General features: G+C 39.9%; 18 protein-coding genes. 15 read left to right on the top strand and 3 right to left on the bottom strand.

Features of this window, described 5'->3' with window-relative positions:
* The first annotated feature begins 251 nt into the window (after positions 1-251).
* The 7 genes from galT to EO114_RS03380 all read left to right on the top strand — a co-directional run bounded on the left by galT (position 252) and on the right by EO114_RS03380 (position 11,043).
* Positions 252-1,238, top strand: a complete 987-nt coding sequence (gene galT, locus EO114_RS03410; protein WP_009353392.1) for a galactose-1-phosphate uridylyltransferase — start codon at positions 252-254, stop codon at positions 1,236-1,238.
* Complete coding sequence (locus EO114_RS03405; RefSeq protein WP_127061543.1) at positions 1,231-2,385, top strand: galactokinase; 1,155 nt, start codon at positions 1,231-1,233, stop codon at positions 2,383-2,385. The genes galT and EO114_RS03405 overlap by 8 nt, the downstream gene beginning before the upstream one ends.
* A gap of 13 nt (positions 2,386-2,398) precedes the next feature.
* Positions 2,399-3,562: an ROK family transcriptional regulator gene (locus EO114_RS03400; protein ID WP_126940499.1), complete on the top strand. Its 1,164-nt coding sequence runs from the start codon at positions 2,399-2,401 to the stop codon at positions 3,560-3,562.
* A 62-nt stretch (positions 3,563-3,624) separates the two neighbouring features.
* The gene (locus EO114_RS03395; protein ID WP_127061541.1) at positions 3,625-4,659 is read left to right on the top strand and encodes a galactose ABC transporter substrate-binding protein; all 1,035 of its coding nucleotides are present in this window, start codon (positions 3,625-3,627) and stop codon (positions 4,657-4,659) included.
* Between the two features lie 60 nt (positions 4,660-4,719).
* Complete coding sequence (locus EO114_RS03390) at positions 4,720-6,231, top strand: sugar ABC transporter ATP-binding protein (protein WP_127061539.1); 1,512 nt, start codon at positions 4,720-4,722, stop codon at positions 6,229-6,231.
* A 10-nt stretch (positions 6,232-6,241) separates the two neighbouring features.
* A complete protein-coding gene (gene mglC, locus EO114_RS03385; RefSeq protein ID WP_009353422.1) occupies positions 6,242-7,249 on the top strand; it encodes a galactose/methyl galactoside ABC transporter permease MglC in 1,008 nt (335 codons plus the stop codon).
* A gap of 215 nt (positions 7,250-7,464) precedes the next feature.
* Positions 7,465-11,043, top strand: a complete 3,579-nt coding sequence (locus EO114_RS03380) for a YadA-like family protein (protein WP_127061537.1) — start codon at positions 7,465-7,467, stop codon at positions 11,041-11,043.
* Between the two features lie 202 nt (positions 11,044-11,245).
* Here the strand turns inward: EO114_RS03380 and EO114_RS03375 are convergent, their stop codons facing one another.
* Both EO114_RS03375 and menA read right to left on the bottom strand, forming a co-directional pair.
* A complete protein-coding gene (locus tag EO114_RS03375) occupies positions 11,246-12,067 on the bottom strand; it encodes a MetQ/NlpA family ABC transporter substrate-binding protein (protein WP_009353368.1) in 822 nt (273 codons plus the stop codon).
* 176 nt (positions 12,068-12,243) lie between these two features.
* Positions 12,244-13,149, bottom strand: coding sequence for a 1,4-dihydroxy-2-naphthoate octaprenyltransferase (gene menA, locus EO114_RS03370; RefSeq protein WP_127061534.1), 906 nt, complete (start codon positions 13,147-13,149; stop codon positions 12,244-12,246).
* A gap of 316 nt (positions 13,150-13,465) precedes the next feature.
* Between menA and EO114_RS03365 the strand changes: the two genes are divergently transcribed.
* The 3 genes from EO114_RS03365 to EO114_RS03355 are packed head-to-tail and all read left to right on the top strand — an operon-like array spanning position 13,466 to position 16,724.
* Positions 13,466-14,923, top strand: a complete 1,458-nt coding sequence (locus tag EO114_RS03365) for a nicotinate phosphoribosyltransferase (protein WP_127061532.1) — start codon at positions 13,466-13,468, stop codon at positions 14,921-14,923.
* Between the two features lie 12 nt (positions 14,924-14,935).
* Entirely contained in the window at positions 14,936-15,748 is an 813-nt protein-coding gene (locus tag EO114_RS03360; protein ID WP_127061530.1) for a hypothetical protein, read from the top strand.
* Positions 15,749-15,752: 4 nt separating this feature from the next.
* Positions 15,753-16,724: a hypothetical protein gene (locus EO114_RS03355; RefSeq protein ID WP_127061528.1), complete on the top strand. Its 972-nt coding sequence runs from the start codon at positions 15,753-15,755 to the stop codon at positions 16,722-16,724.
* Between the two features lie 2 nt (positions 16,725-16,726).
* Here EO114_RS03355 and EO114_RS03350 read toward each other — a convergent pair whose 3' ends face one another.
* Positions 16,727-17,230, bottom strand: coding sequence for a methylated-DNA--[protein]-cysteine S-methyltransferase (locus EO114_RS03350; protein ID WP_127061525.1), 504 nt, complete (start codon positions 17,228-17,230; stop codon positions 16,727-16,729).
* 130 nt (positions 17,231-17,360) lie between these two features.
* Between EO114_RS03350 and EO114_RS03345 the strand changes: the two genes are divergently transcribed.
* The 5 genes from EO114_RS03345 to wecB all read left to right on the top strand — a co-directional run bounded on the left by EO114_RS03345 (position 17,361) and on the right by wecB (position 23,452).
* Positions 17,361-17,735 carry a RidA family protein gene (locus tag EO114_RS03345; RefSeq protein WP_009353332.1) on the top strand — a complete coding sequence of 125 codons (375 nt, stop codon included), beginning with the start codon at positions 17,361-17,363 and terminating at the stop codon, positions 17,733-17,735.
* A gap of 126 nt (positions 17,736-17,861) precedes the next feature.
* Positions 17,862-18,854, top strand: coding sequence for a YitT family protein (locus tag EO114_RS03340; RefSeq protein WP_127061523.1), 993 nt, complete (start codon positions 17,862-17,864; stop codon positions 18,852-18,854).
* Between the two features lies 1 nt (position 18,855).
* On the top strand, positions 18,856-20,580 hold the full coding sequence (locus tag EO114_RS03335; RefSeq protein ID WP_164723755.1) for a phosphoglucomutase: 1,725 nt from the start codon (positions 18,856-18,858) through the stop codon (positions 20,578-20,580).
* A 192-nt stretch (positions 20,581-20,772) separates the two neighbouring features.
* Positions 20,773-21,795: a glycosyltransferase family 4 protein gene (locus EO114_RS03330; RefSeq protein WP_127061521.1), complete on the top strand. Its 1,023-nt coding sequence runs from the start codon at positions 20,773-20,775 to the stop codon at positions 21,793-21,795.
* 511 nt (positions 21,796-22,306) lie between these two features.
* Complete coding sequence (gene wecB / locus EO114_RS03325) at positions 22,307-23,452, top strand: non-hydrolyzing UDP-N-acetylglucosamine 2-epimerase (RefSeq protein ID WP_009353373.1); 1,146 nt, start codon at positions 22,307-22,309, stop codon at positions 23,450-23,452.
* Positions 23,453-23,639 lie beyond the last annotated feature (187 nt).

Below are 23,639 nucleotides of genomic sequence, written 5' to 3'. Positions count from 1 at the left end.
AAGAAAAAACAATGCCATATTCCCCTGAACGAACATTCAGAATGCAGTGAGAGAAGGGGGATGTGGCATTGTTTTGTATCATAAGATATCAAAAAAGTGGAAAAACATGAAAAAAGATTAAATTATGAGTAAATCATATAACTTATTATTTAATTAAGTATTGAAAAAAATGTTAAAATATGAAAGAATAGGTATGTATAAAAATTATCTTTCATTTTTTGAAGCATATAACTATAGATTGGAGGTATTCCATGTCGGAATTACGATGGAATCCTTTATTGCGGACTTGGACAATGGTCGCTTCAAACCGTAAAGCACGCCCAACGATGCCAAAGGATTGGTGCCCATTCTGCCCAGGTATTAATAAAAAAGTCCCTGCAGATTATGATGTGTTGAAATATGATAACGACTTTCCAGCCTTAACGCAAACGCCAGAGGCTCCTTATGAAGATGGTAATGACTTTTACAAAAGTCAAGAAAACTATGGGAAATGTGAAGTTATCTTATATTCTCCGGAGCATACTGCTAAATTTTACGAATTATCGGAAGATCATATTGTTAAATTACTAAACCTTATTAAAGAGCGTCATAGTGAATTAGCAAAAGATGAAAAAATTAAATATATTTATCCTTTTGAAAATAAAGGGGAAGCTGTAGGTGTGACAATGCCACATCCACATGGTCAATTATATGGCTATTCCTTTGTACCGCAGAAGCTACAAGTGGAACTAGATAGTGCGAAAGATCATCATCATGAACATGGTGAATGCTTATTCTGTAAAATGAATCAAGTTGAGAAAGAAAAAGATGCTCGCATTGTGGGAGAAAATGACTCTTTCTTAGCCTATATCCCGTTCTTTACAGATTATCCCTACGGTGTATTTGTCGTGCCAAAACGTCACATGAATTACATCACAGATTGTACTGAAAAAGAAACCAAAGATTTGGCGCATATGTTAAAAACATTAACGGAAGCCTTCGATCGTTTATTTAATATGCCATTCCCATACATGATGGTATATCATCAAAATCCTGTAAATAGCCCTGAATATGCAGGACATGAAGAATATTATCACTTTAATATTCAATTCTATCCTCCTTTCAGAGAAGCCAATAAAATTAAATACTATGCATCCTCTGAAATGGGAGCATGGGCAGCAGCGAATACAAGTGCCGTAGAAGAAACAGCACCGGAATTGCGCAAACTATATAGTGAGGTTGAACAAGCAAATGAATAAAGAAAAATTACAACAGCGTTTTCTGTCCTTCTTTGGCGAAGGTTCAGGAGAGGTGCATTGTTATTTTGCTCCAGGTCGCGTGAATGTTATTGGTGAGCACCAAGACTATAATGGTGGTCATGTATTCCCAGCGGCACTTAAAGTAGGTATTTATGGAGCCATCCGTTTACGTGAAGATAGCAAGGTACGTTTACACTCTGATAATATGGAAAAGACTGTAGTGGTTGATGTAAATGAACCTTTCCAATATAATATTGAACACGATTGGGCTAATTATCCATTAGGTGTGATTCAATTCTTAAAAGATAAGGGTCACAAGGTACCAGGTATGGACATTTATTTTAATGGTAATTTGCCAGCTGGTGCAGGTTTATCCTCTTCTGCATGTATGCTAGATTTAACTGGTTATATGTTGCTTTCAGAGTTGGGTCTAACTCCAATTGATCGTACGGAATTGGCAAAAATGGCTATGCATGTAGAATACCATTTCGTAGGTGTAAAAGTAGGCATTATGGATATGTATGCTATTGCACACGGTAAAGAAGGCCATGGTGTCTTGTTAGATTGCACGCATATGGAACGAAAACTAGTTCCTTTGAACTGGCATGGACATACTCTTGTCATCATGAATACAAATAAACAAAGAGGTCTTGTGGACTCCAAATTTAATGAGCGCAAAGGTGAGTGCGATGCAGCTCTTGAAATTATCCGCAAGCATAAAGATATCTCTGGCTTGGCATTGGCTACATTGGATGATTTAGAATCTATTTCTGATGATGTGTTGATGCGTAGAGCTCGTCACGTCATCACTGAAAATTTACGTGTATTAGATTTCATGAAAGCTTTGGAAGCCGCTGATTTAACAGGGATTGCACATTGCTTGAATGAATCTCATAGATCTTTACAAGTTGACTTTGAAGTGACAGGTAAAGAATTGGATACGATTGTTGATTTAGCACGCTCTCAAGAAGGCTGTATTGCATCTCGTATGACAGGTGCAGGTTTCGGTGGTTGTGCCATTGCCCTTGTAAAAGATGAGCATATTGAGGCTTTTATGAGAGCTATTCCAGAAGAGTACGAGAAACAAATAGGTGTTACCCCTAGTCTATATATTGCTGAAATTGGTGATGGGGTGTATTCACTGTAAAGGAGATAGAATCATGATAAAGCCACAAATAAGCAATGATGAAATTATTTTGAATTACATCAGGCGTCATGGCCCCGTATCAAAGGCCTTGATTGCAAGACAGACCAAAATAACGCCTCCCACAGTGACTAATATTTGTACGAATTTAATTCGGAAAGGATTGGTCTATGAAGATCGTCAAGAGCGGTCTGCATTGGGACGCCCATCAATGTTGTTAGACTTTAATCATGATATTGAAACCTATTTGATTGTCCATATAAGAACACATACGATTGTTTTTTATGTGGCTACAGTAGGACGTCAAATTTTACAGCAATTAGAAACATCTATTATTGGTTGTAGTGCTGATGAAATCATGCAACATATGTATCGTGGCATACAGGATATCTTCAAAGAAGACTATAAAATTAAAAGTATAGGTCTCGTTTTACGTGGACCTGTAGACTCAGGAAAAGGGATTTCTATTTACTCCCCTAATGGAAAATGGAATAATATTCCTTTCAAGTATATCTTAGAAGAGCGATTCCATGTGCCTGTATATGTAGAAAATGATGTTCGTTGTTTATCGACGGGTGAATATTACTATGGCAGTGGTAAGGAAATGGATAATCTTATTGTCCTTAAATTTAGTTATGGACTCGGTATATCCTTGATTTATCATGGTGAACTCTACCGCGGTTTTAACGATAGTGCTGGGGAAATTGGATATGGTGTGATTCGATTAGATGAAGAGGGCAATGAAGTGCGCTTGGAAGATATCGCATCGGAAACATCGATTCATTCCTATGTAGTGGAACAAATGGAAAAAGGCCGATATACGTCGGTACAAGATAATCCATTGGTTGTGAGCAAAGCATTTCGTGTAGAGCCTATTTATGAGGCTGCAGTAGAAGGTGATGAAGTGTGTTTAGAGGCCCTTTCACGAGTAGGTCATTATTTAGGAATTGCGTTAGCCAATATAGCGAACTTATTTAATCCAGAGCGGATTATTTTGAGCAGTGCTATGGGTAATGCAGTGGGAGTAATGGATCCTATTTTACGGGGTGTATTAGAACGCAATTCATACAAAGCACATACGATTAATCTAGAATATTCCGGTAATGGCTCTTATTATACATTGTTAGGTATGATTGATATTGTCAGTGCAAAACGAGCTGAAGAAGCTTGGTTACGGTAGGTACCACGACTAGATACACTAGTCTTATAGGTATATAGGATATCTAAAAGGAGGATATTATTATGAAACGATCTTGGAAAGCAGCGATGCTTGCATCTGCAGCAGTAGGTGCACTTGTGTTAGGTGGTTGCGGAAGCGATCAAGGAGCAAGTGGTGACAAACCTCAAATTGGGGTTGCTATTTACAAATTTGATGACACTTTCATGAGTGGCGTTCGTGCAGAAATTGATAAAGCTGCTAAAGACAAAGCTAAAGTGGATATCGTAGATAGCCAAAACTCTCAACCAACACAAAACGAAAAGATTGACTTATTCATCAATAAGAAGTACAAAGCAATCGGCGTTAACGTGGTAGACCGCACAGCAGCAGGCGTTATCATTGATAAAGCGAAAGCAGCTAACATTCCATTGGTATTCTTGAACCGTGAACCATTGAAAGAAGATATGGCTAAATGGGATAAAGTATACTATGTAGGTGCGAAAGCTGAACAAAGTGGTGAAATGCAAGGTAAAATCTTAGCAGATTACTTCAAAAAACATCCTGAAGCATACCATAGCAATGATGGTGTTATCCACTATGTTATGATTACTGGTGAACCAGGTCACCAAGACGCAGTACTTCGTACAGAACACTCCGTTAAAGCTCTTAAAGCAGAAGGCATGAAAGTAGAAGAATTGGCTAGCGATACAGGTATGTGGGACCGCGTTAAAGGTCAAGAAAAAATGGCAGCGTTCTTGAGCCGTTACGGCGATAAAATTGATGCTGTTATCTGTAACAATGACGACATGGCATTAGGTGCTATTGAAGCATTGAAAGCAGCAGGCTACTTCACAAATGGCAAATACATTCCAGTAGTAGGTGTTGACGCTACAACTCCAGCAGTACAAGCGTTGAAAGACGGCACATTATTGGGTACAGTATTAAACAATGCTAAAAAACAAGGTCAAGCTGTATTTAATCTTTTCTATGTGTTAGCTAAAGGCGAAACACCAAATAAAGACAATACAGGTTTTGAAATTGTTGATGGTAAATATATTTGGGTACCTTACGAAATCGTAACAAAAGAAAATGCGGATAAGATTCTAGGTGACAAATAAGAAAATGCAGTAAGGGGGCATTTTGCCCCCTTTATTATCTGATTAGTAGGAGGAAAATGTATGGGCGAGTACATATTAGAAATGCGCCAAATTACGAAGGAATTTCCTGGCGTAAAGGCCTTGGATAATGTCACTTTCAAAGTCCGACCAGGCACCGTACATGCTCTAATGGGAGAGAATGGCGCGGGAAAGTCTACTCTTATGAAATGCCTGTTCGGTATTTATAAGCCTGATCAAGGGGACGTGGTCATTGACGGCGAAGTAGTAGAAATGACAGATTCCCGAAAAGCTCTTGGAATGGGAATTTCCATGATCCATCAAGAGTTATACCCTGTATTACAGCGTAATGTTATGGAAAATCTATGGTTAGGTCGATTCCCAACCAAAAAAATTGGTCCTTTTACATTTGTGGACCATAAAAAAATGAAAGAAGACACACTAGCCTTGTTTAATGAAATCGATGTAGATATCGACCCAGAACAATTAGCTGGTGATTTATCTGTTTCTAAGCTACAAAATATTGAGATTGCAAAAGCAGTTTCCCACCAATCTAGAATTATTGTTATGGATGAACCTACCTCTTCCCTAACGAGTGATGAAGTAGAACATCTTTTCAAAATCATTAACTCCTTGCGTAAAAAAGGGGTTGCAATTATATATATTTCTCATAAAATGGAAGAAATCCTACGCATATCTGATGAAGTAACAATCATGCGTGATGGTCAATATATAGGTACTTGGCATGCTGATGAATTAACGACAGATCTTATCATTCAACGAATGGTAGGTCGTGAAATGACTCAGTTATTCCCTGAAAAAACAAATACTCCAAGTGAAGAAGTATTACGTGTAGAAAAATTAACATCTATTCATCCACATTCTTTTAAAGATGTAAGCTTCTCTCTTCGTAAAGGGGAAGTTCTTGGTGTAGGTGGTCTAGTAGGGGCGCAGCGAACAGAGGTTATCGAAGCCTTATTTGGTCTTCGTGGTATTGAATCTGGGAAGATTTATTTGCACGATAAAGAAGTGCGCATTCGTCACCCTCGAGATGCGAAAAAACTGGGTATGGCATTGCTTACAGAAGAACGCCGTACCACAGGTATTTTTCCAATGCTCACTATTGTAGACAATACAACCATGGCAGCACTGCCAAAATACGAAAATAAGTTTAAATTATTAAATGACGATAGACGACTAGACGATACAAAAGAAGGTGTGGCTTCCTTGCGAGTGAAGACACCATCTACAGAAACGAAAATTCAAAGTCTTTCTGGTGGTAACCAACAAAAGGTATTGATTGCTCGTTGGTTAAATACGAATCCAGAAATCCTACTCTTGGATGAACCGACACGGGGCATCGATGTAGGAGCGAAATATGAAATTTATTCCATTATTAATGAACTGGCTAGTGCTGGTAAAAGTATCATTATGATTTCCTCAGAAATGCCTGAGTTATTGGGTATGAGTGATCGCATTATGGTTATGAGTAATGGATATATGAGTGGCATCTTGGATGCACATGAAGCGACAGAAGAAAAAATAATGGAACTAGCGACAGCTGGTTTAGTCTAGGAGGTATCGTATGAGCCAAGGTAAATTAGGAAAGTTTCTTTCCCAGAATATTATCTATTTGGTACTAGTAGTACTAGTAGCGGCTATTTCTATGTATAGCCCGAACTTTTTATCCGTCACAAGTTTTCGTGATATTTTAATTCAGTCTTCCCCACGTATTATCATTGCATTAGGTTCTGCTATGATCTTGATTACCGCAGGGTGTGACTTATCTGCAGGTCGTGTGGTTGGTTTGACGGCAGTGGTATCTGCGTCCTTAACTCAGTTGCCAGATTATCCACGTCCGTTCTTTGAACACTTACCAGAATTGCCTTTGATTCTACCAATCGTGATTGCTATCGTGGTGGGTGCTATCATCGGTTTAGTTTCTGGTGTGATCGTAGCGTATTTAAAAATCGTACCATTTATTTCCACACTAGGTACTATGGTTATTACTTACGGTATTTGTTCCTTATATTTTGATATGGAGCCGAATAATTCCCAACCGATTGGTGGTTTACGTCCAGAGTTTACACAAATTGGTACAGGCTCTTTAGACCTTGGATTTATGACGATTCCATACATTGTTATTATCGCTGCTGTGATTTCTTTAATCATGTATGTGGTATATAACAAAACAATTCTTGGTAAAAACATGTTTGCTATTGGTGGTAATCCACAAGCAGCTGTCGTATCTGGCATCAACGTAGCAGTAACACTAGTGATTATCTACGTTATCGCTGGCGCTTTGTATGGCGTAGGTGGTATCTTGGAAGCAGCTCGTACTGGTGGTGCTACTAATAACTATGGCAACATGTACGAGTTAGATGCTATCGCAGCATCTGTTGTAGGTGGTGTATCCATCACTGGTGGTATCGGTACTGTACCTGGTATCATCGCTGGTGTGTTGATCTTTACAGTTATTAACTATGGTTTAACATTCGTTGGAATGGGACCATACTGGCAGTTGATTATTAAAGGTTTGATTATTGTCGTAGCGGTTGCTTTCGACGTACGTAAATCTATGGCTCGTAAATAATCTAGAGCAGTAAGGTATTAGCCTCTGGCTTTTGCATATTTGTAAAAGTCAGAGGCTTTTTATATGTCAAAAGTCATCGATAATGTTTAAAAAATTCGATTTGAATAGTATACAAAAGTGGTATATAATCAATATTAATAAGAAATGTTTCAACTTAATTCATAGCGATTTGTTAGCATGAATTAAGGATTTTATCAAACTATAAGGGGTGTAGTATGAGAAAACATAATGCCGCAGTATATGCAGCAAGTGTATTAATCTTGGGAGGCCATATAGCAGGCTATGCAGCTAGTACAGAGTATACAGTAACTGGTGGTCAGGTCGATGGTGCGAATGCCATTGCTGTAGGTGCTAGTTCTAATGTGAATGCAGTGGATGGATTAGCCATAGGATATGAGGCAACTACTAGTGCAGTAAGTGGCGTAGCACTAGGCAGTGGTTCTATTGCAGATCGTGTTGGCAAAAGTAATGATTACATTGGTTATAATCCAATGAGTAACACACATTATAAAGTAGGCGAAGCGGGAGCAGATAATCCAGCGCTAGAAGCTTTATATGAAAAGATTCGTCAAGCGAATTATAAAGTGCTACAAGCAGAAGAAGATGTTGAACGAGCTAAGAGTAAAAAAGAAAAAAAAGAGAGTGATGCAGATGCTGCAATAGCAGCTGCGGAGGCCCAAAAGAAAAAAGCAGATCAAGATTTGGTAGTTGCAGAAAAGGCCTATGCAGATGCTATAGAAAAAGCCAATGAAGCTGGCAATGCGGCTATTAGTAGCGCTTGGAATGCTACTGATGGAGCTGTATCTGTAGGTGGTACTAAAGCTGATGGACAACATACTCGTCAAATTACTAATGTAGCAGCAGGCTTTGAAGATACCGATGCTGCCACAGTGGGACAATTAAAAGTACTTCGCAATCGTGTAGAACGTGAAAAGCCACGTTACATTTCTATAAAAAGTCGAGACCTTGGGGTAGATAGCAATGAGAAAAATAATGGAGCTACCAAAGAGGGGGCTATTGCCATTGGTCCAAGGGCGTATTCTAAGAGTGAGAATGCCATTGCGATTGGACGTAATGTACAAATTGGCGATAAGTCTGAAAATACAGTAGCTATTGGTAAAGGAATTAGTGAAACTGGTATCTATAGTGTCAATATTGGTGAAGGCACAAGAACAGCAGGAGAACATAGTACAGCGGTGGGTACTCGTGCATTGGCTGCAAACTCCTCCTTGGCTATCGGTGCTTCATCCAAGGCAAGTGCAGACAATACAGTCGCGGTAGGTCGTACAACAACTGCGATTGGAGTAGGTGCAACAGCGATAGGTGATTCCGCGCATGCAGAGGGAAGTCAGTCTGTCAGTATGGGGTATAGTGCTTATGCAAATGACTTTGCAGCCATTGCAGTAGGTGGCAATACAAAGACCTATGGAAATGGTGCTATTGCTATTGGTCATAATAGTAAAGTCGGAGAAAGTGGCAACCAAGCATACGCTGGAATCAGTATTGGGATGGACTCTAAAACAGTAGTTAGAAATGGTGTTGCCTTAGGTACAGGTTCCTATGCAGAACGGGCTGTAAATTCCATGTCTAATCGAGGTTATGATCCATCTTTACATGGCCCTCATTTTGCGGATGCTGCAGCAGAGGCAGCAGTGGCAAGTTCAGAAAGAAGCATATGGAAAGCGACTGAATCAGCAGTATCTGTAGGTGATAGCCGTTCTAATTCTCATAAAACTCGCCAAATTATTAATGTAGCAGCTGGTGGAGAAGATACTGATGCTGTCAATGTAGCACAATTAAAAGCCTTAGAAAAACGTAATACAATTTTGGCAGGTAATGATGTGCCATTCAATGCAGATGGAACTGTAGCTACTACAACACCTGATACACGTGTGTACACACCAGGTGATAAAGAGATTAAGATCCAAGGCAAGGCAAATACTGTGTATGGAGTTGCTCCACAAGCTGGTGCCAAAGCTCCAGATGGTAAAAGCGAGTATGCGGCGCCAACGTTATATAGCTCTGATAATCTAATTACTTATAAAGATCCAACAGACTCTATCTTGCGTATTGGTATGTTGAAAACGCCAACTTTTACTGGAGTACATTTTGATAATCCTTTGATGAATATTTCCTTAGGTAGTAATGATAGAGGACATTTAACGTTAACTACAGGTGGTAAAGATGGTTCTTCCTCTACTACAAGTCCTGTATTGACTGTAGATTCCTTGAAAGAAGTATTAAAACCAGGTAAAGGTATCTCGATTACTACGAATGACGGTGGGGAATATGGTAAAACATATACGTTTAGCTTAGATAAAGATCAACTAAAAGGTGACCCAGACTTTAAAGGTGACAAAGGTGATAAAGGCGATCCAGGTGCTAAAGGTGACCAAGGCATTCAAGGCGAAAAAGGTGAAACTGGAGCCAAAGGTGATACTGGGGCTGACGGAAAATCTGCTTTTGAAGTATGGAAAGAAATGCCAGGTAATGGAAGCAAGACAAAAGATGACTTTATCAGAGCTATTACTGGTCCGCAAGGTGAAGCCGGTGCAGTAGGCCCACAAGGGCCACAAGGGCCACAGGGACCACAAGGACCAGGTGGTACTGGTGGTGGTACTGGTGGAGTAGGTCCACAAGGCCCACAAGGTATTCAGGGTCCTAAAGGTGATAAGGGTGATACAGGTGCAGTAGGTCCTAAAGGCGATCAAGGGATACAAGGTGAAGTAGGGCCTAAAGGTAAATCTGCTTTCGAAGTATGGAAAGACCTACCAGGTAATGGAAGCAAGACAGAAGATGACTTCATAAAGGCAATTACAGGAGCCAAAGGTGCAGATGGTGCAGCAGGCCCACAAGGTGAGAAAGGCGAAAAAGGTGACGCTGGAGCAGCTGGTGTAGCAGGACCTAAAGGTGATGCTGGTACAGCTGGTAAAGATGGAGCTGACGGAAAGTCTGCTTTCGAAGTGTGGAAAGGATTACCAGGTAACGAAAGCAAGACAAAAGACGACTTTATCAAGGCTATTACAGGTGAAAAAGGTAAAGATGGTGCAGTAGGTCCTAAAGGTGAAAAAGGTGAAGCCGGCGCAACAGGTGCAGTAGGACCTAAAGGCGATAAAGGTGAAACTGGCGTAGTAGGCCCTAAAGGCGACAAAGGTGATGCTGGGAAAGCCGGTAAAGATGGCGCTAAAGGCAAATCCGCTTATGAATACTGGAAAGAAATCAAAGGTAATGAAAATAAAACAGAAGATGATTTCCGTAAATCTTTAGAAGGCGGTTCTAAAGGAGATAATCATAACTATGAAAAATTAGAGCGCCAAATTGGTGAACTTGGTAGTGATTTACAAGAATTACGTAAGGAAAGCCGTAGAGGTGATGCCCTAGGCGCTGCATTATCTGCATTAAAACCAATTCAATATGATCCATTAGAACCAACACAAATTATGGCTGGCGTTGGACATTATAAAAATGTGAATGCCGTAGCATTAGGGGTGGCTCATTATACTAAAGAATCTACTATGTTCCATGCTGGTGTATCTATGGTACGTGGTGGCACTATGGTTAATGGTGGTGCAACTTTTAAATTTGGTAATAGTCCAGAGAAAAAAGCTATACCAGAACGTTATCGTAATGGCCCAATTTCTTCTGTGCTAGTATTGCATGATGAAATGGTAGCTATGAAAGAAGCCTATGGTCGTGAACTTACAGTTCTGACAGCGGAAAATGATAACTTACGTCAAGATATTGTGACATTGCAACAGGAAATGCAAGAATTACGAGCTATGGTTCGTAAATAATAAAAGGGGTCCTTCGGGACCCTTTTTTGTATGCTAGAAATGAGTATGATGGTTTGTGAGCTTGTATAGAAGAACAAGGGTATATGCAAAAACAACAGAGGCAAGTTGAGCGAATCAACTTGCCTCTATTGTTGTATAGTTAAGTATGTATGATAGTTGTTAGTGTTTTTTTATTTGGAGGAGTCTATTCTAAGCGATTCCATTAGAATGCTGGAAGAATAGCACCTTTGTATTTGTCTTCGATGAATTTTTTGATTTCAGGGCTTTGTAAAGCTTTGATCAATTTTTGAATATCTTCACGTTTTTCATCACCTTCACGAACGGATACGATGTTTACATATGGGGAATCTTTAGATTCTAAGAACAATGCATCTTTTGTTGGGTTCAAGTTAGCACCTAATGCAAAGTTTGTGTTGATTACAGAAATTGTGGAATCATCTAATGTACGAGGTAATTGAGCCGCCTCTAATTCAACGAATTTTAAGTTTTTAGGGTTATCTTTGATATCTTGTACTGTAGCAGAAATGCTGTTAGGATCGTTCAAAGTGATTAAACCAGCTTTGGAAAGCAATAGTAATGCACGACCACCATTTGTTGCATCAGATGGGATAGCTACTTGAGCGCCATCTTGTACTTCTTTCAAATCTTTTACTTTTTTAGAGTAAATGCCCATTGGCTCGATGTGTACGGCACCTGCTGTTGCAATGTGAGTACCTTTTTCTTTGTTGAAGTTTTCTTGGTAAGGAATGTGAGCGAAGAAGTTCGCATCAATTTCTTTGTCATTCAAGGATACATTTGGTTGTACATAGTCGCTGAACTCGATGATTTCTAATTTAATGCCTTCTTTAGCAAGGATTGGTTTTACTTGCTCTAGGATTTCAGCGTGAGGTACTGGGGAAGCACCAATTTTCAATGTTTTACCTGCATCGGAACCAGTGGAGCTAGTGCCAGTGGAACCACAGCCACCTAACAATAAGGCAGCGCCTAATACAGCCGTAGCGGCTAAACTAAATAATTTCTTCATATTTTATCTCCTTTTCTTTGTGTACTTACATAGTGAATTTCTACTTGCTTAGTATAACAAGAGTTTTGTTATAAGTAAAATATGTTATATATCTAAGGCGTTATAGTTATTGACTATGAATTAGATGGCTAATACTGTGAAAGTAATAAAGACTCCCCTCATAAAGAATGCTAGTTTTATATGATTGTATTACATAGGAGTCCTATAGCCCACAAGAAGTGATACAGTGTACAAGATATAGAAGTAAACTTCATAGCCTCGTTTAATCGTATTGGATCTGCATAGGTGTTGAAGATATGGATGACTTTCATAGCAGGCAGTAAGGAAAGTAAAGCTACTAAGGAAGGCCATGGGATAACTCCTAAGATAGTCCATATTAGTATCCATAGAGAGCTAATGAGGAAGAGCCCTTGTAACAGTTGGAGGCCTCTTTCACGGCCAAGAAGAATGACTAAGGTACGACGACCGTGGTTCGCATCGTTTGTAAAGTCACGTAAATTGTTAGTCATCATAATAGCACCGATTAAGATGGTGGACGGTACGGCAGGAATTAGATAGGTCCAGTGCAAGGTGTGAGTCCAAGCAAAGAGGGTAATGCCCACGATGGCAAAACCCATGGCAAGACCAGAGGCGAGTTCACCAAAAGGGGTACGAGAAATGGGTTTAGGTCCACCAGAGTATAAGATGCTAGTCAGTATGCAAAGCATGCCTACAGGAATATACCACCATGTGACAGCCTTAGCGAGGGCAATTCCTAAGATGAGTGGAAGTATAGTCGTCATATATCCCCAACGTTTGATAATCGCTGGAGAGATACCATCGCGGACGATAGAACCACTATTTCCAGCCGCTTGTGTGAGGTCAAGGCCAGATTTAAAATCGAAATATTCATTCCAAATATTGGCTGCGATTTGCGCACTTAACACACAGATTAGAATACCTAGGGTATATATGATAGATAATCCAATCGGTTGGGTAGGTGCAAATTGTGTAGCCCCCATAGCAGCGCCTAGTACAACAGGACTGAAAGCTGCAGTCAAGGTGCGCGGACGTATTAATGCAAAGAATTGTGAAAGATTCATAGAGTGTCCTTTCTTTCAAAATGATATATGGATCTTTAACAGCTAATGTATACTCATGTTAGCAAGATGTACTCGCTGTAAATACTATAATTATCATACCACAAGTATAGTTACAAACCAATATGCGAAGACCTCGTTGCCATAAGGAGGAAATGATAAAGCACCTATGTTGATAAATAAAAAATATAGTGTATAATTTGAAATATAAGGTATAATAAAAAATAATAGAAACACTATAAGTATATAAGTGGTTAACTCGTAATGCTCTGGTGATGCAAGAGATAACACTAGTTGTGAGTAGATATAGGAGTTGTTTATGATTACACATGCTCTATTAACAGATATGTATCAATTTACCATGATGCAAGGTTTATTTACGCAAAACAAACATCGTACTCGTTGTGTGTTCGATCGCTTTTACCGGATGAATCCATTTCAAGGTGCTTACACGGTGGTAGCAGGATTAGAACAAGTTATCGAGTATGTGAAAGGCTTGCGTTTCTCTGAGGATGATATTATCTATTTACGACAAACGGGTGTGTTTACAGAGGAATTTTTGGATTATTTAACAACATTCCGCTTTACTGGCACCATCTATGCGGCGCCAGAAGGGTCTGTGGTATTTCCGGGGGAAGTGTTACTTCGAGTAGAGACCGCCAAGGATGAGGCTATTTTATTAGAAACAGCGTTATCTATGTTTTTAAATCATGAATCCTTGATTGCTACAAAAGCCCGTCGTATTCGATCTGTCATTGGCAAGGATGGGGTAGCAGAATTTGGCATGCGTAGAGCCCAAGGGGTGAGCGCAGCTGTACAAGGGGCTAGAGCGGCTTTCATAGGAGGCTTTGATAGCACTAGTGATGTGTACAGTGCTGCTTTGTATGGTATGCGACCTGTAGGGACTATGGCACACAGTTGGGTCATGAGTTTTCCTACTGAAGTTGATGCGTTTCGTGCGTATGCAGACCAATACGAAAATAATTTGGTATTTTTAGTGGATACCTATAATACGCTACATAAAGGTGTGCCAGCGGCCATCCAAGTATTCCAAGAGATTCGTGAACGTCGAGGAGGCACGATGCCGTCCATTTATGGTATTCGTTTGGATAGTGGAGATTTGGCATATTTATCCATCGAGGCTCGTAAGATGCTAGATGAGGCAGGATTTAAGGAGGCATTAATTTTTGCCACCAATGATCTAGATGAATACAAAATTGCAGACTTGAAACAACAAGGGGCCGCCATTACAGCGTGGGGTGTAGGCACTAAATTGATTACTGCCGATGAAACACCAGCCTTAGGTGGGGTGTATAAACTAGCCGGTCAATGGGAAGGGGACACCTTTATGCCAGCTATGAAATTTTCTGACAATATTGAGAAAGTGACAAATCCTGGTAAGAAAAAGGTATTACGCCTCATCAATACACGAAATAACAAACTCATCGGCGATTTAATTTGCTTAGACCACGAAACAGTAGACACCACACAGGATTATGTGTTTAAAAATCCATTGCATCCATGGAAACAAACTGTATTAAAGGCAAATAGCTTTAAAATACAAGAACTATTAGTGCCTATTTTTGTAGATGGAGAATTGGTGTACAATGTACCTTCCTTGGCACAGGTGAAAGCCTACGGAGAAGAGCAAATTCAATTACTATGGCCAGAATTTTTACGACTTCGTAGAGCACCAGAGGTGAAAGTTAACATCAGCGAAGAATTACATCAATTAAAATCTAAATTATTGTTGGAAAAAGTAGGGGAGCCTAGTTAGGAAGGAGTTATTATGAATTGGAAATGTGTGATGGCTAGTGTGGCATTAGTCGGGACGATGCTTTCAGGATATGCAGCATCGATTATACTAGATGGACAAGGTAGTGTAGAGTTACCTAGCTATGTTTCGGTAGTTAACCATGATGATCTCATTGATGGTGGTTTAAAAAAAGAAGATACGGTTCGTAAGGTAGGTTCTAATCATTGGCATATAGATGAAACAGAGGCTAAGTTGCTAGATAAAATTGTCAAAGATGTGGTGCAACGGGGGCAACGGTATCAGTTGCAAGGACGTGATGAACGGGGATTACATACAGCAGAGTTGGTACACCTTCATATGACAGGTGAGGAAGCGACTGAGGTGTGGAAGATACGATATAAAGGAATGACGATAGTGCCACAATCTGTAGGAGAAAAATTATATAACAAAACAGTGAAAGAAGTACAAAATATTGGACTCTACAATGTGGATCTTATGGGTGGAAAACGTATAGAAAAGAATGGCGCAGCATTAGTTCCCTTTGTTACAAGTACTAATCCAGAGTTCAGTAGTACTGAGATTGTGAAAGCCGTATTACCACTTGTGAACGTAAGATTTCTTGATGGAGAGATGATGAAACCTGTACGCCTACAAGGCGATACAGGATTGTATACGCATGGTAGAGTGCAATTGGATGTGGATGGATTTGTGTTACCTGCGTATATTAGTTTTATAGGACGGTATGGTCAAGATGGGGTATCTATCACTCTAATAACGACGGCTGATACATCGAGATCCTATTGGCAACCTGTTATCAAGAGTCTGTTAGGTGTGAAGGGAGAATAAGTAGATGAAATTATGGAAGCAAATGGGACTGGCTGTCATAGTGACCAGCCTTATGATGGGCTATGGACAAGTGTCAGCACAAGTACATGATACTACCTATGAGGTGGTAGGTAGTAGTGCATCAATGCCATATGGTATAGCAGGTAGTAGTGCGTCGATCTCCGATGAGATAGCAGGTACTAGTGACCTAATGTCAGATGAGGAAGTAGGAATTCCTTTGGGTGAGTACTTAGCTATGGAGAAAAAGAAAAAACAAGAAAAGAAAAAAACAGGTGAAGAAAAAGCGGCAGAGTTCGTGGCGATGCTAGATCAGAATCCATTAGTTGATTTGCGTCAAACCATAGGACCAGAGATTACCGTTAAGCAATTGTCTTCTTCAAAGTTAGCAGAGGTAGGAAAAGGATATATGTATGCTAAACTAGGTACAGTGGGTACTACCGTTACTAAAGTAAAGGACTATGCAGGACTGAAGAGCATGAAAGAAGGACTTAATCTAGGACATTATGTGGATGTCTATGAACTGCAAGGTACGGATCAGTATGGGTTAAATACAGCTTGGGTTCTTGTATTTCCTCTACCTAAAGAATGGGTGATGGCACCAGAATCATATGGAAAAGAGGGACTTTCACCGGCGGAAATGAATACGTATGCGAATGACATGAATGCCTTATTAAAGTACTTTAAGGTTAATATTGGAGAAGATAAAGACATTGATTATTCTCGTGATACAATTCCAGCAAAGATACGATTACGAAATGTGGAACCATTACATACCTTAACAGATAGTAAATATGGTACGATGACAACGGCAGGAACTATAACCTATGATATAAAAGGGGTTCAATCGCCTGCCTATTTGCGGATAGCATTAGTGGGAACACCAAACTATTTTACAACGATTGTAATGGGAACTAGTGAAGTGGAAGGAACATTCTTTAAACCATATTTCTTGCAAATGTTACAACATATCAAGTAAGCCTACTTGTCCACAAAATCGATACTCTCGATGGATAACAAGGCTCGCTTAATGGATAGCCCTCCTGTGTAACCAGTGAGGGCGTTTCCTTTGCCTAACACACGATGACAAGGGATGATGAGAGAAATAGGGTTAGCACCAACGGCAGATCCTATGGCTTGGGCTCCTTTAGGAATAGGGGAGTTAAATACACGTTGGCTTAGCTCTCCGTAGGTAAGGGATGTGCCGTAGGGAATATGTTGTAACTGAGACCATACTTTTTGTTGGAACGTTGTGCCTTGAGGTGCTAAAGGAATCATCATCGTTGGGACTTGTCCGACGAAGTATTGATCTAGCCATTGGATAGTTTGTTGCAAAATGGGGGAAGAAATAGTCTTGTCTATGACCACTGGTTCTTGAAAATTTACAGATTGAGTTGGAAATGTGAGCCCTACTAAGGCAGAGGCTGTGGCATATAGTGTAAGAGTGCCCAAAGGGCTTTCATAAGTAGTATAAATAATAGACATATAGTTACTCCTTATAGAGGTATGCAAATAAAGTACAATAGAAGTATGAAAAATAGCTACACTTCGATACCATTACATGCTATACTAGTGATATATTATAAATGTCTTATGGTAATGAAAGGGGACAACTATGAAACAAGTGTATACAGAGCAAGCACCAGCAGCATTAGGACCATATTCTCAAGCTTACAAAGCAAATGGTTTTGTGTTCATTTCTGGTCAAGGTGGTATTGATCCAGCACAAGGCGCTTTAGTAGAAGGTGGCGTGGAAGCACAAACATTGCAAGCGATGAAAAACATCGAAGCTATCTTAAAAGAAGCAGGCACTGATTTTTCTAAAGTTGTAAAAACAACATGCTTTTTAGCAGATATGGGTGACTTTGCCAAATTTAATGCTATTTATGCGGAGTATTTTACATCTAAACCAGCTCGTAGTTGTGTGGCAGTCAAAACATTACCAGCTAACTTCTTAGTAGAAGTAGAAGTGATTGCCCTAGCAGAATAGTATATTGTATTATACCATAAGCGGTTTAATAAGTACTAAAAAGCTGTTACATTATGATTGACTCTTAATGTGGCAGCTTTTTGCTTATGGTCAGATGATGGAAGTAGTGATAGAATAGGTGAAATTATGTTAAGTAAACCAAAATATTTAAGTACGGTGAAAGCCATAATACATATTATTATTGGATCGACGGTGTTTGCAGTAGGGGTACAAGGATTTATTGTACCGCATAAACTTTTAAGTGGTGGAATTAGTGGTCTAAGCTTGATTATTTATTATGTGACACAAGGTATATTAAGTTTAGGTTCTATTAACTTTCTTTTGAATATACCAGTGCTGTACGCGGCATGGAGATGGTTAGGACGTTGGCACCTAGGGATTACCATCTTAGGCACTATCATCATGTCTATTTTGATCAACCTATTGTCTCCATTAGAAGCCTTGGAATTAACAAAGAATCCAATTATTGGAGGTATCTTAGGGGGTCTATTCTCTGGATTGGGTCTTGGTATCGTCTACCGTGGTGGCGGTAATACGGGTGGTATGGATCCCATTGCTATGATTATTCGGAATCGTTTTGGATTACAAATAGGCAGTATCTTATTTGGTATTAATATGATGATTCTCATCGTTGGTGCTATTGTTATCAATATTGAGGCAGCGGCTACCACTTTGATTAGTACCTATTTAGCAGCGATGGTAACCAATAAGGTAATTACTGGTTTTAACCAACGCAAGGCAATGTTTATCATTTCCTATAAACCGGTGACGATTTGTAATTTAATCATTGATAAAATCGGTCGTGGTGCTACGATTCTGAATGGAGAAGGTGCCTATACACATCAGCCTAAACAGGTTATTATGGTAGTAGTTAGTTTATTGCAAGTGGCTAGATTGAAAGCTGCCGTAGAAGCGGAAGATCCAACAGCATTTATGGTTATCACGGATGCAGCAGAGGTTATCGGCACAGGTTTCTCGGCAAGGTCTACGAATGGTGCTGTAGAACGGGTATTGCAAACCTGTGATCCAGTGAAAGCGGCTGAAGCAGAGCAAATGATTCATGAAGTACAAAAGGCAAGAAATGAAATCCCTTCCCAAGAGCATAAGGAGGAACACTAATATGGTACATCCATTGGCAGGACAACCTGTAAAAAAAGAAGATTTGATTCATGTAGATACAGTTGTGAAAGACTTTTTTCGCATTGTTCCTAATCATGAGACTTTAGAAGAACGAGTAAGCTTTGGTACGTCTGGACATCGAGGGATTGCATCCAAAGGGACCTTTAATGAACTCCATGTGGCAGCCATTGTACAAGCAATTTGTGATGTGCGTCAAGAATTTGGTGCTACAGGACCTTGCTATATTGGACAAGATACACATGCCTTATCACAACCAGCTTTGCAAGTAGCCATTGAAGTTTTGTTGGGAAATCGTGTGAAAACACGTGTGGATGCACATCGTGAATTTGTGCCTACTCCAAGTGTGTCTCGGGCTATTTTGCGACACAATGCAGACACAACGGCGGAGAATGTAGCAGATGGTATTATTATTACGCCTTCTCATAATCCGCCAGAACATGGTGGTATTAAATACAATCCACCTCATGGGGGCCCTGCAGATACAGCAGTGACAAAGCGGATTGAAGCCTTAGCTAATGAATATTTGCAAAAAGGGTTAGATAGCATTCAACGATTTTCCTTTCATCATCTAGTGGGGGCTCATGAAAGTGCTCATTGTGGTTGCTGTCATCATGAAGAAGAGAAAGCAGTAGCACCTGCTGCGATTTCTATAGACGAAGCGGGACAATATTTAGAACCATATGATTTTAAAATGGCCTATGTAAAAGAATTGCCTCAGATTATCAATATGAAAGCAATTCAAGAAGCCAATCCAAAGGTGTTAATTAATGCGTTAGGTGGCAGTGGAGGAGCCTATTGGCATGCCATTGCTGAGGAGTATAATCTAAATTTTACCATTATTAATAGTGACTATGATCCAACATTTAGTTTTATGTCCTATGACCATGATGGTGCTATTCGTATGGATTGCTCTTCCCCATATGCTATGGCAGAAGTGGCTAAAAATCTGGGTGATCATGAACTAGCTATTGGCAATGACCCAGACTATGATCGTCATGGCATAGTCACAGAAGAAGGTTTGTTAGCACCCAATCAATATTTAGTAGTAGCTGCTAAGTATTTGAATGAAACTCGCCCTTGGGAAGGAAAAGGTGTTGGAAAAACAGCTGTTGTGACAAGCTTGATGGATGCCTATTGCAAAGATTCCAATCATCCAGTCTATGAAGTGCCAGTAGGTTTTAAATATTTTGCTCCATTATTATTTGATGGACGCATTGGCCTAGGGGCAGAGGAGAGTGCAGGAGCGTCCTTCTTGCAACAGGATGGAACCGTATGGACTACTGATAAAGATGGCATCATTTTAGGACTTTTAGCGGTGGAAATGGTAGCCACTACAGGGAAAACTCCGGCACAACACTATGTAGATATGACGGAACAATGGGGAACACCGGTGTTCCAACGTGTGGATATGCCTTGCACAGCGGAAATTAAAAGTGCTTTAAAAGGTATGAAACCTAGTGATGTGACTATGACAAAATTAGGAGGCAGTCCGATTCTAGATATTCGTACGACCTCTTTGTTTGAAGAACAACCTATCGATGGTGTTAAAATTGTGACAGATACAGGTTGGTTTGTAGCACGACCATCAGGTACAGAAAACTTATATAAAATGTATGCAGAGTCCTATTTAGGCGAAGAAGGTCTGGCGCAGCTGATGGAAGATGGTAAACGCATTATTGAAGGGTTAGTAACAAAATCTGTTTAGTTGGTAACCGTCTTTAACAAGTCCATGAAGAGAAGGGAGTCCATGTACTTACTGAGTCTGTTCTTGTATGTCCTGTGTTTAACTGATATAATTAATAAATATGGTCTATATACAATGAACTAAGTATTCGAATAACAGACTATTGACAATCACTTGTTATAATCATGAAATACCACGTATGGAGGTGGTGGAATGACAGTATATTTATGGGCCTTTGTCATTGCTCTCGTAGTAACGTATATTTGCACGCCTTTGGTGAAACAATTTGCTGTTAAGGTAGGTGCTATTGATAAACCAGATGCACGTAAGGTGCATCAAGTGTCAATTCCACGATTAGGTGGATTGGCCATCTATATTGGCTATATGGTATCTTTGCTGTATAGTGTGAAAGATGTGTCTTCTATCAAAGGATTGATTGTAGGTTCAATTATCCTAGTAGCAGTAGGGATTTGGGACGATATTAAGCAAATTGGTCCCAAAACAAAATTGATGGGACAAATTTTGGCGGCTCTTATGTTGCCACTGTTTGGCAATGCGGTGCATTTTATTAGCATTGGTGACCATCTATTGTATTTAGAATATTTTGCTATACCGTTAACGGTATTTTGGATTGTAGGGTTTACGAATATTGTGAATCTCATTGATGGATTAGATGGATTGGCAGCAGGGATTTCTCTCATTGCGTGTATTACGATTTGTATCGTGACTTTGCAAATGGGGCAAATCGAATTGGCTTGCATTACTTTGGCATTAGCTGGGGCGGCTTGCGGATTCTTGCGCTACAACTTTAATCCTGCCAAAATATTTATGGGTGATACAGGCAGTATGCTATTGGGTTATACCATGGCAGCTATCTCTGTCATGGGTAGTGTAAAAACGGCAGCGACTGTGGCATTGGTGGTACCTGTGATTGTGTTAGGATTACCAATTTTAGATACTTTATTTGCCATTGTACGTCGACGTATTAATGGACGCCCTGTATTCCAACCAGATAAAGGACATTTGCATCATCGTCTACTGGCGATGGGGCTCACACAAAAACAAGCTGTGTTGCTCATGTATGCCATCACCGCACTTTTAGGCTGTGTGTCTATCGTGGCGGCAAAAGCAAACTTTGTCATAGGAGTCTTGCTAGTGCTTGTTATACTTTGTGCATGCGTGTGGACAGCAACAAAAATTGGGATTATATCCAAAGACAACGACGTTCGTAAATAGCTATGCAAAACGCCAGGAGTCCCTCAGAAGATTTTCTGAGGGGCATATGGCGTTTTTTATTACTTCATAAATTAAGACCGCGGCATATTCCTTCACAAACGGTATTTCATAATGTTTGTTCAGGAACATACCGCGGTCTTTTTGCATTTTCTTAAGGCAAGTAATGAAATGCCATATGCCTTAGATAATCTACTTTGCGGTTGAAGGCGTTTTGCCTAGTACTTGCTCACTTTGTAGGGGAGGAGGTGCCACGCTTTCTGTCGTTTGCAGAATTAGGCATATTACGCCATGTTGCTTACACTTATGGCGTTTTGTCTAGTGTTTGCTCACTCTGTGAGGGGAGGGTTGTGACGTTTTATTTTGATGTACTTCTTTACAGTTTCTACTAGTATGGAAGGCTTGTACATGATACAATAGAGATAATTGAAAAAGCTTAATAAAGTGATTTAGGAAAGTTTGTATATGACGGCTTTCATGGTAAAGGAAGTAAACGAAATATGTGGGAGGTACTATGTTAAAAGTCATGACCATATTTGGGACACGTCCTGAGGCAATAAAGATGGCACCAGTTGTTAAGGCTTTGGAAGCAGCGCCTGATATGGAGTCCATCGTTACAGTAACGGCACAGCATAGAGAAATGTTAGATCAGGTGTTGCATTTGTTTTCCATAACACCTAATTATGATTTAAATATTATGAGTCAAGGGCAGACCTTGTATGATGTAACTTGTCGTGCCTTAATGGGACTGCAAGAGGTATTGAAAGAAGCAAAACCTGATGTGGTACTTGTTCATGGCGATACGACCACTACTTTTGTGGGGGCGCTAGCGGCATTTTATGAAGGGATTCCTGTTGGACATGTGGAGGCAGGTCTTCGGACGGGTAATATTTACTCTCCCTTCCCTGAGGAGATGAATCGCAAGTTGACGGGGGCCATTGGGACGTACCATTTTGCACCCACCACTACATCGGAAGCGAATTTATTGAAAGAAAATATAAATCCAGATCACTTGTATGTAACAGGGAATACGGTTATCGATGCGCTGCAAACTACAGTAAAGGAAGACTACACATTTACTGAAGAGTTGCTGAACAAAATTGATTACGTGAACCAAAAGGTTATTTTGGTGACCACTCATCGTCGTGAGAATTTAGGCGATCCAATGCGCAATGTGTATGAGGCAATTCGTGATATTATTGGAGAACATGAAGAGGTTGAAGTTATATTCCCTATGCACCGAAATCCAAAGGTACGCAGTATTGTACAAGAGGTACTAGGTGATATGCCACGTGTACATTTGATTGAGCCATTAGAATATGAACCATTTGCAAACTTAATGGATCGGACCTATCTTATTATGACAGACTCTGGTGGTATTCAAGAGGAAGCGCCATCTTTGGGTAAACCTGTACTAGTTCTTCGTGATACGACAGAGCGACCTGAAGCAGTCCAAGCAGGTACAGTAAAATTAGTGGGCACTGATAAAGCAACTGTATACTCCACAGCTAAAGAGTTAATTACGAATGCAGAAATGTATACTGCTATGTCAAATGCAGTGAACCCTTATGGGGATGGATTAGCATCAGAACGAATTGTACAAGCCTTACGGCATGAATTTTTTGAGCATCAAGAAAAACCATCTTCCTTTGGAAAATAATAGTCGATGTATGCATTCTAGTTATAATTAAGTTGATATCTACTTTCATTGACTGTGTAATTCAGGAATGTGCACAGTTTTGAATCAAATCGTCTGAAAAGTTTTGATAGATATAAAATTTATATATTGTTAAAATTGTTCTCATTGGTGGTATAATCTACGATGTTAGAGGTATAGGAGGTATGTC

This window comes from Veillonella sp. 3627 (genome assembly GCF_003992195.1).
Lineage (GTDB): Bacteria > Bacillota > Negativicutes > Veillonellales > Veillonellaceae > F0422.
The sequence above is the reverse complement of the archived record's forward strand: the minus strand, read 5'-3'. Positions and strand labels throughout refer to the sequence as shown.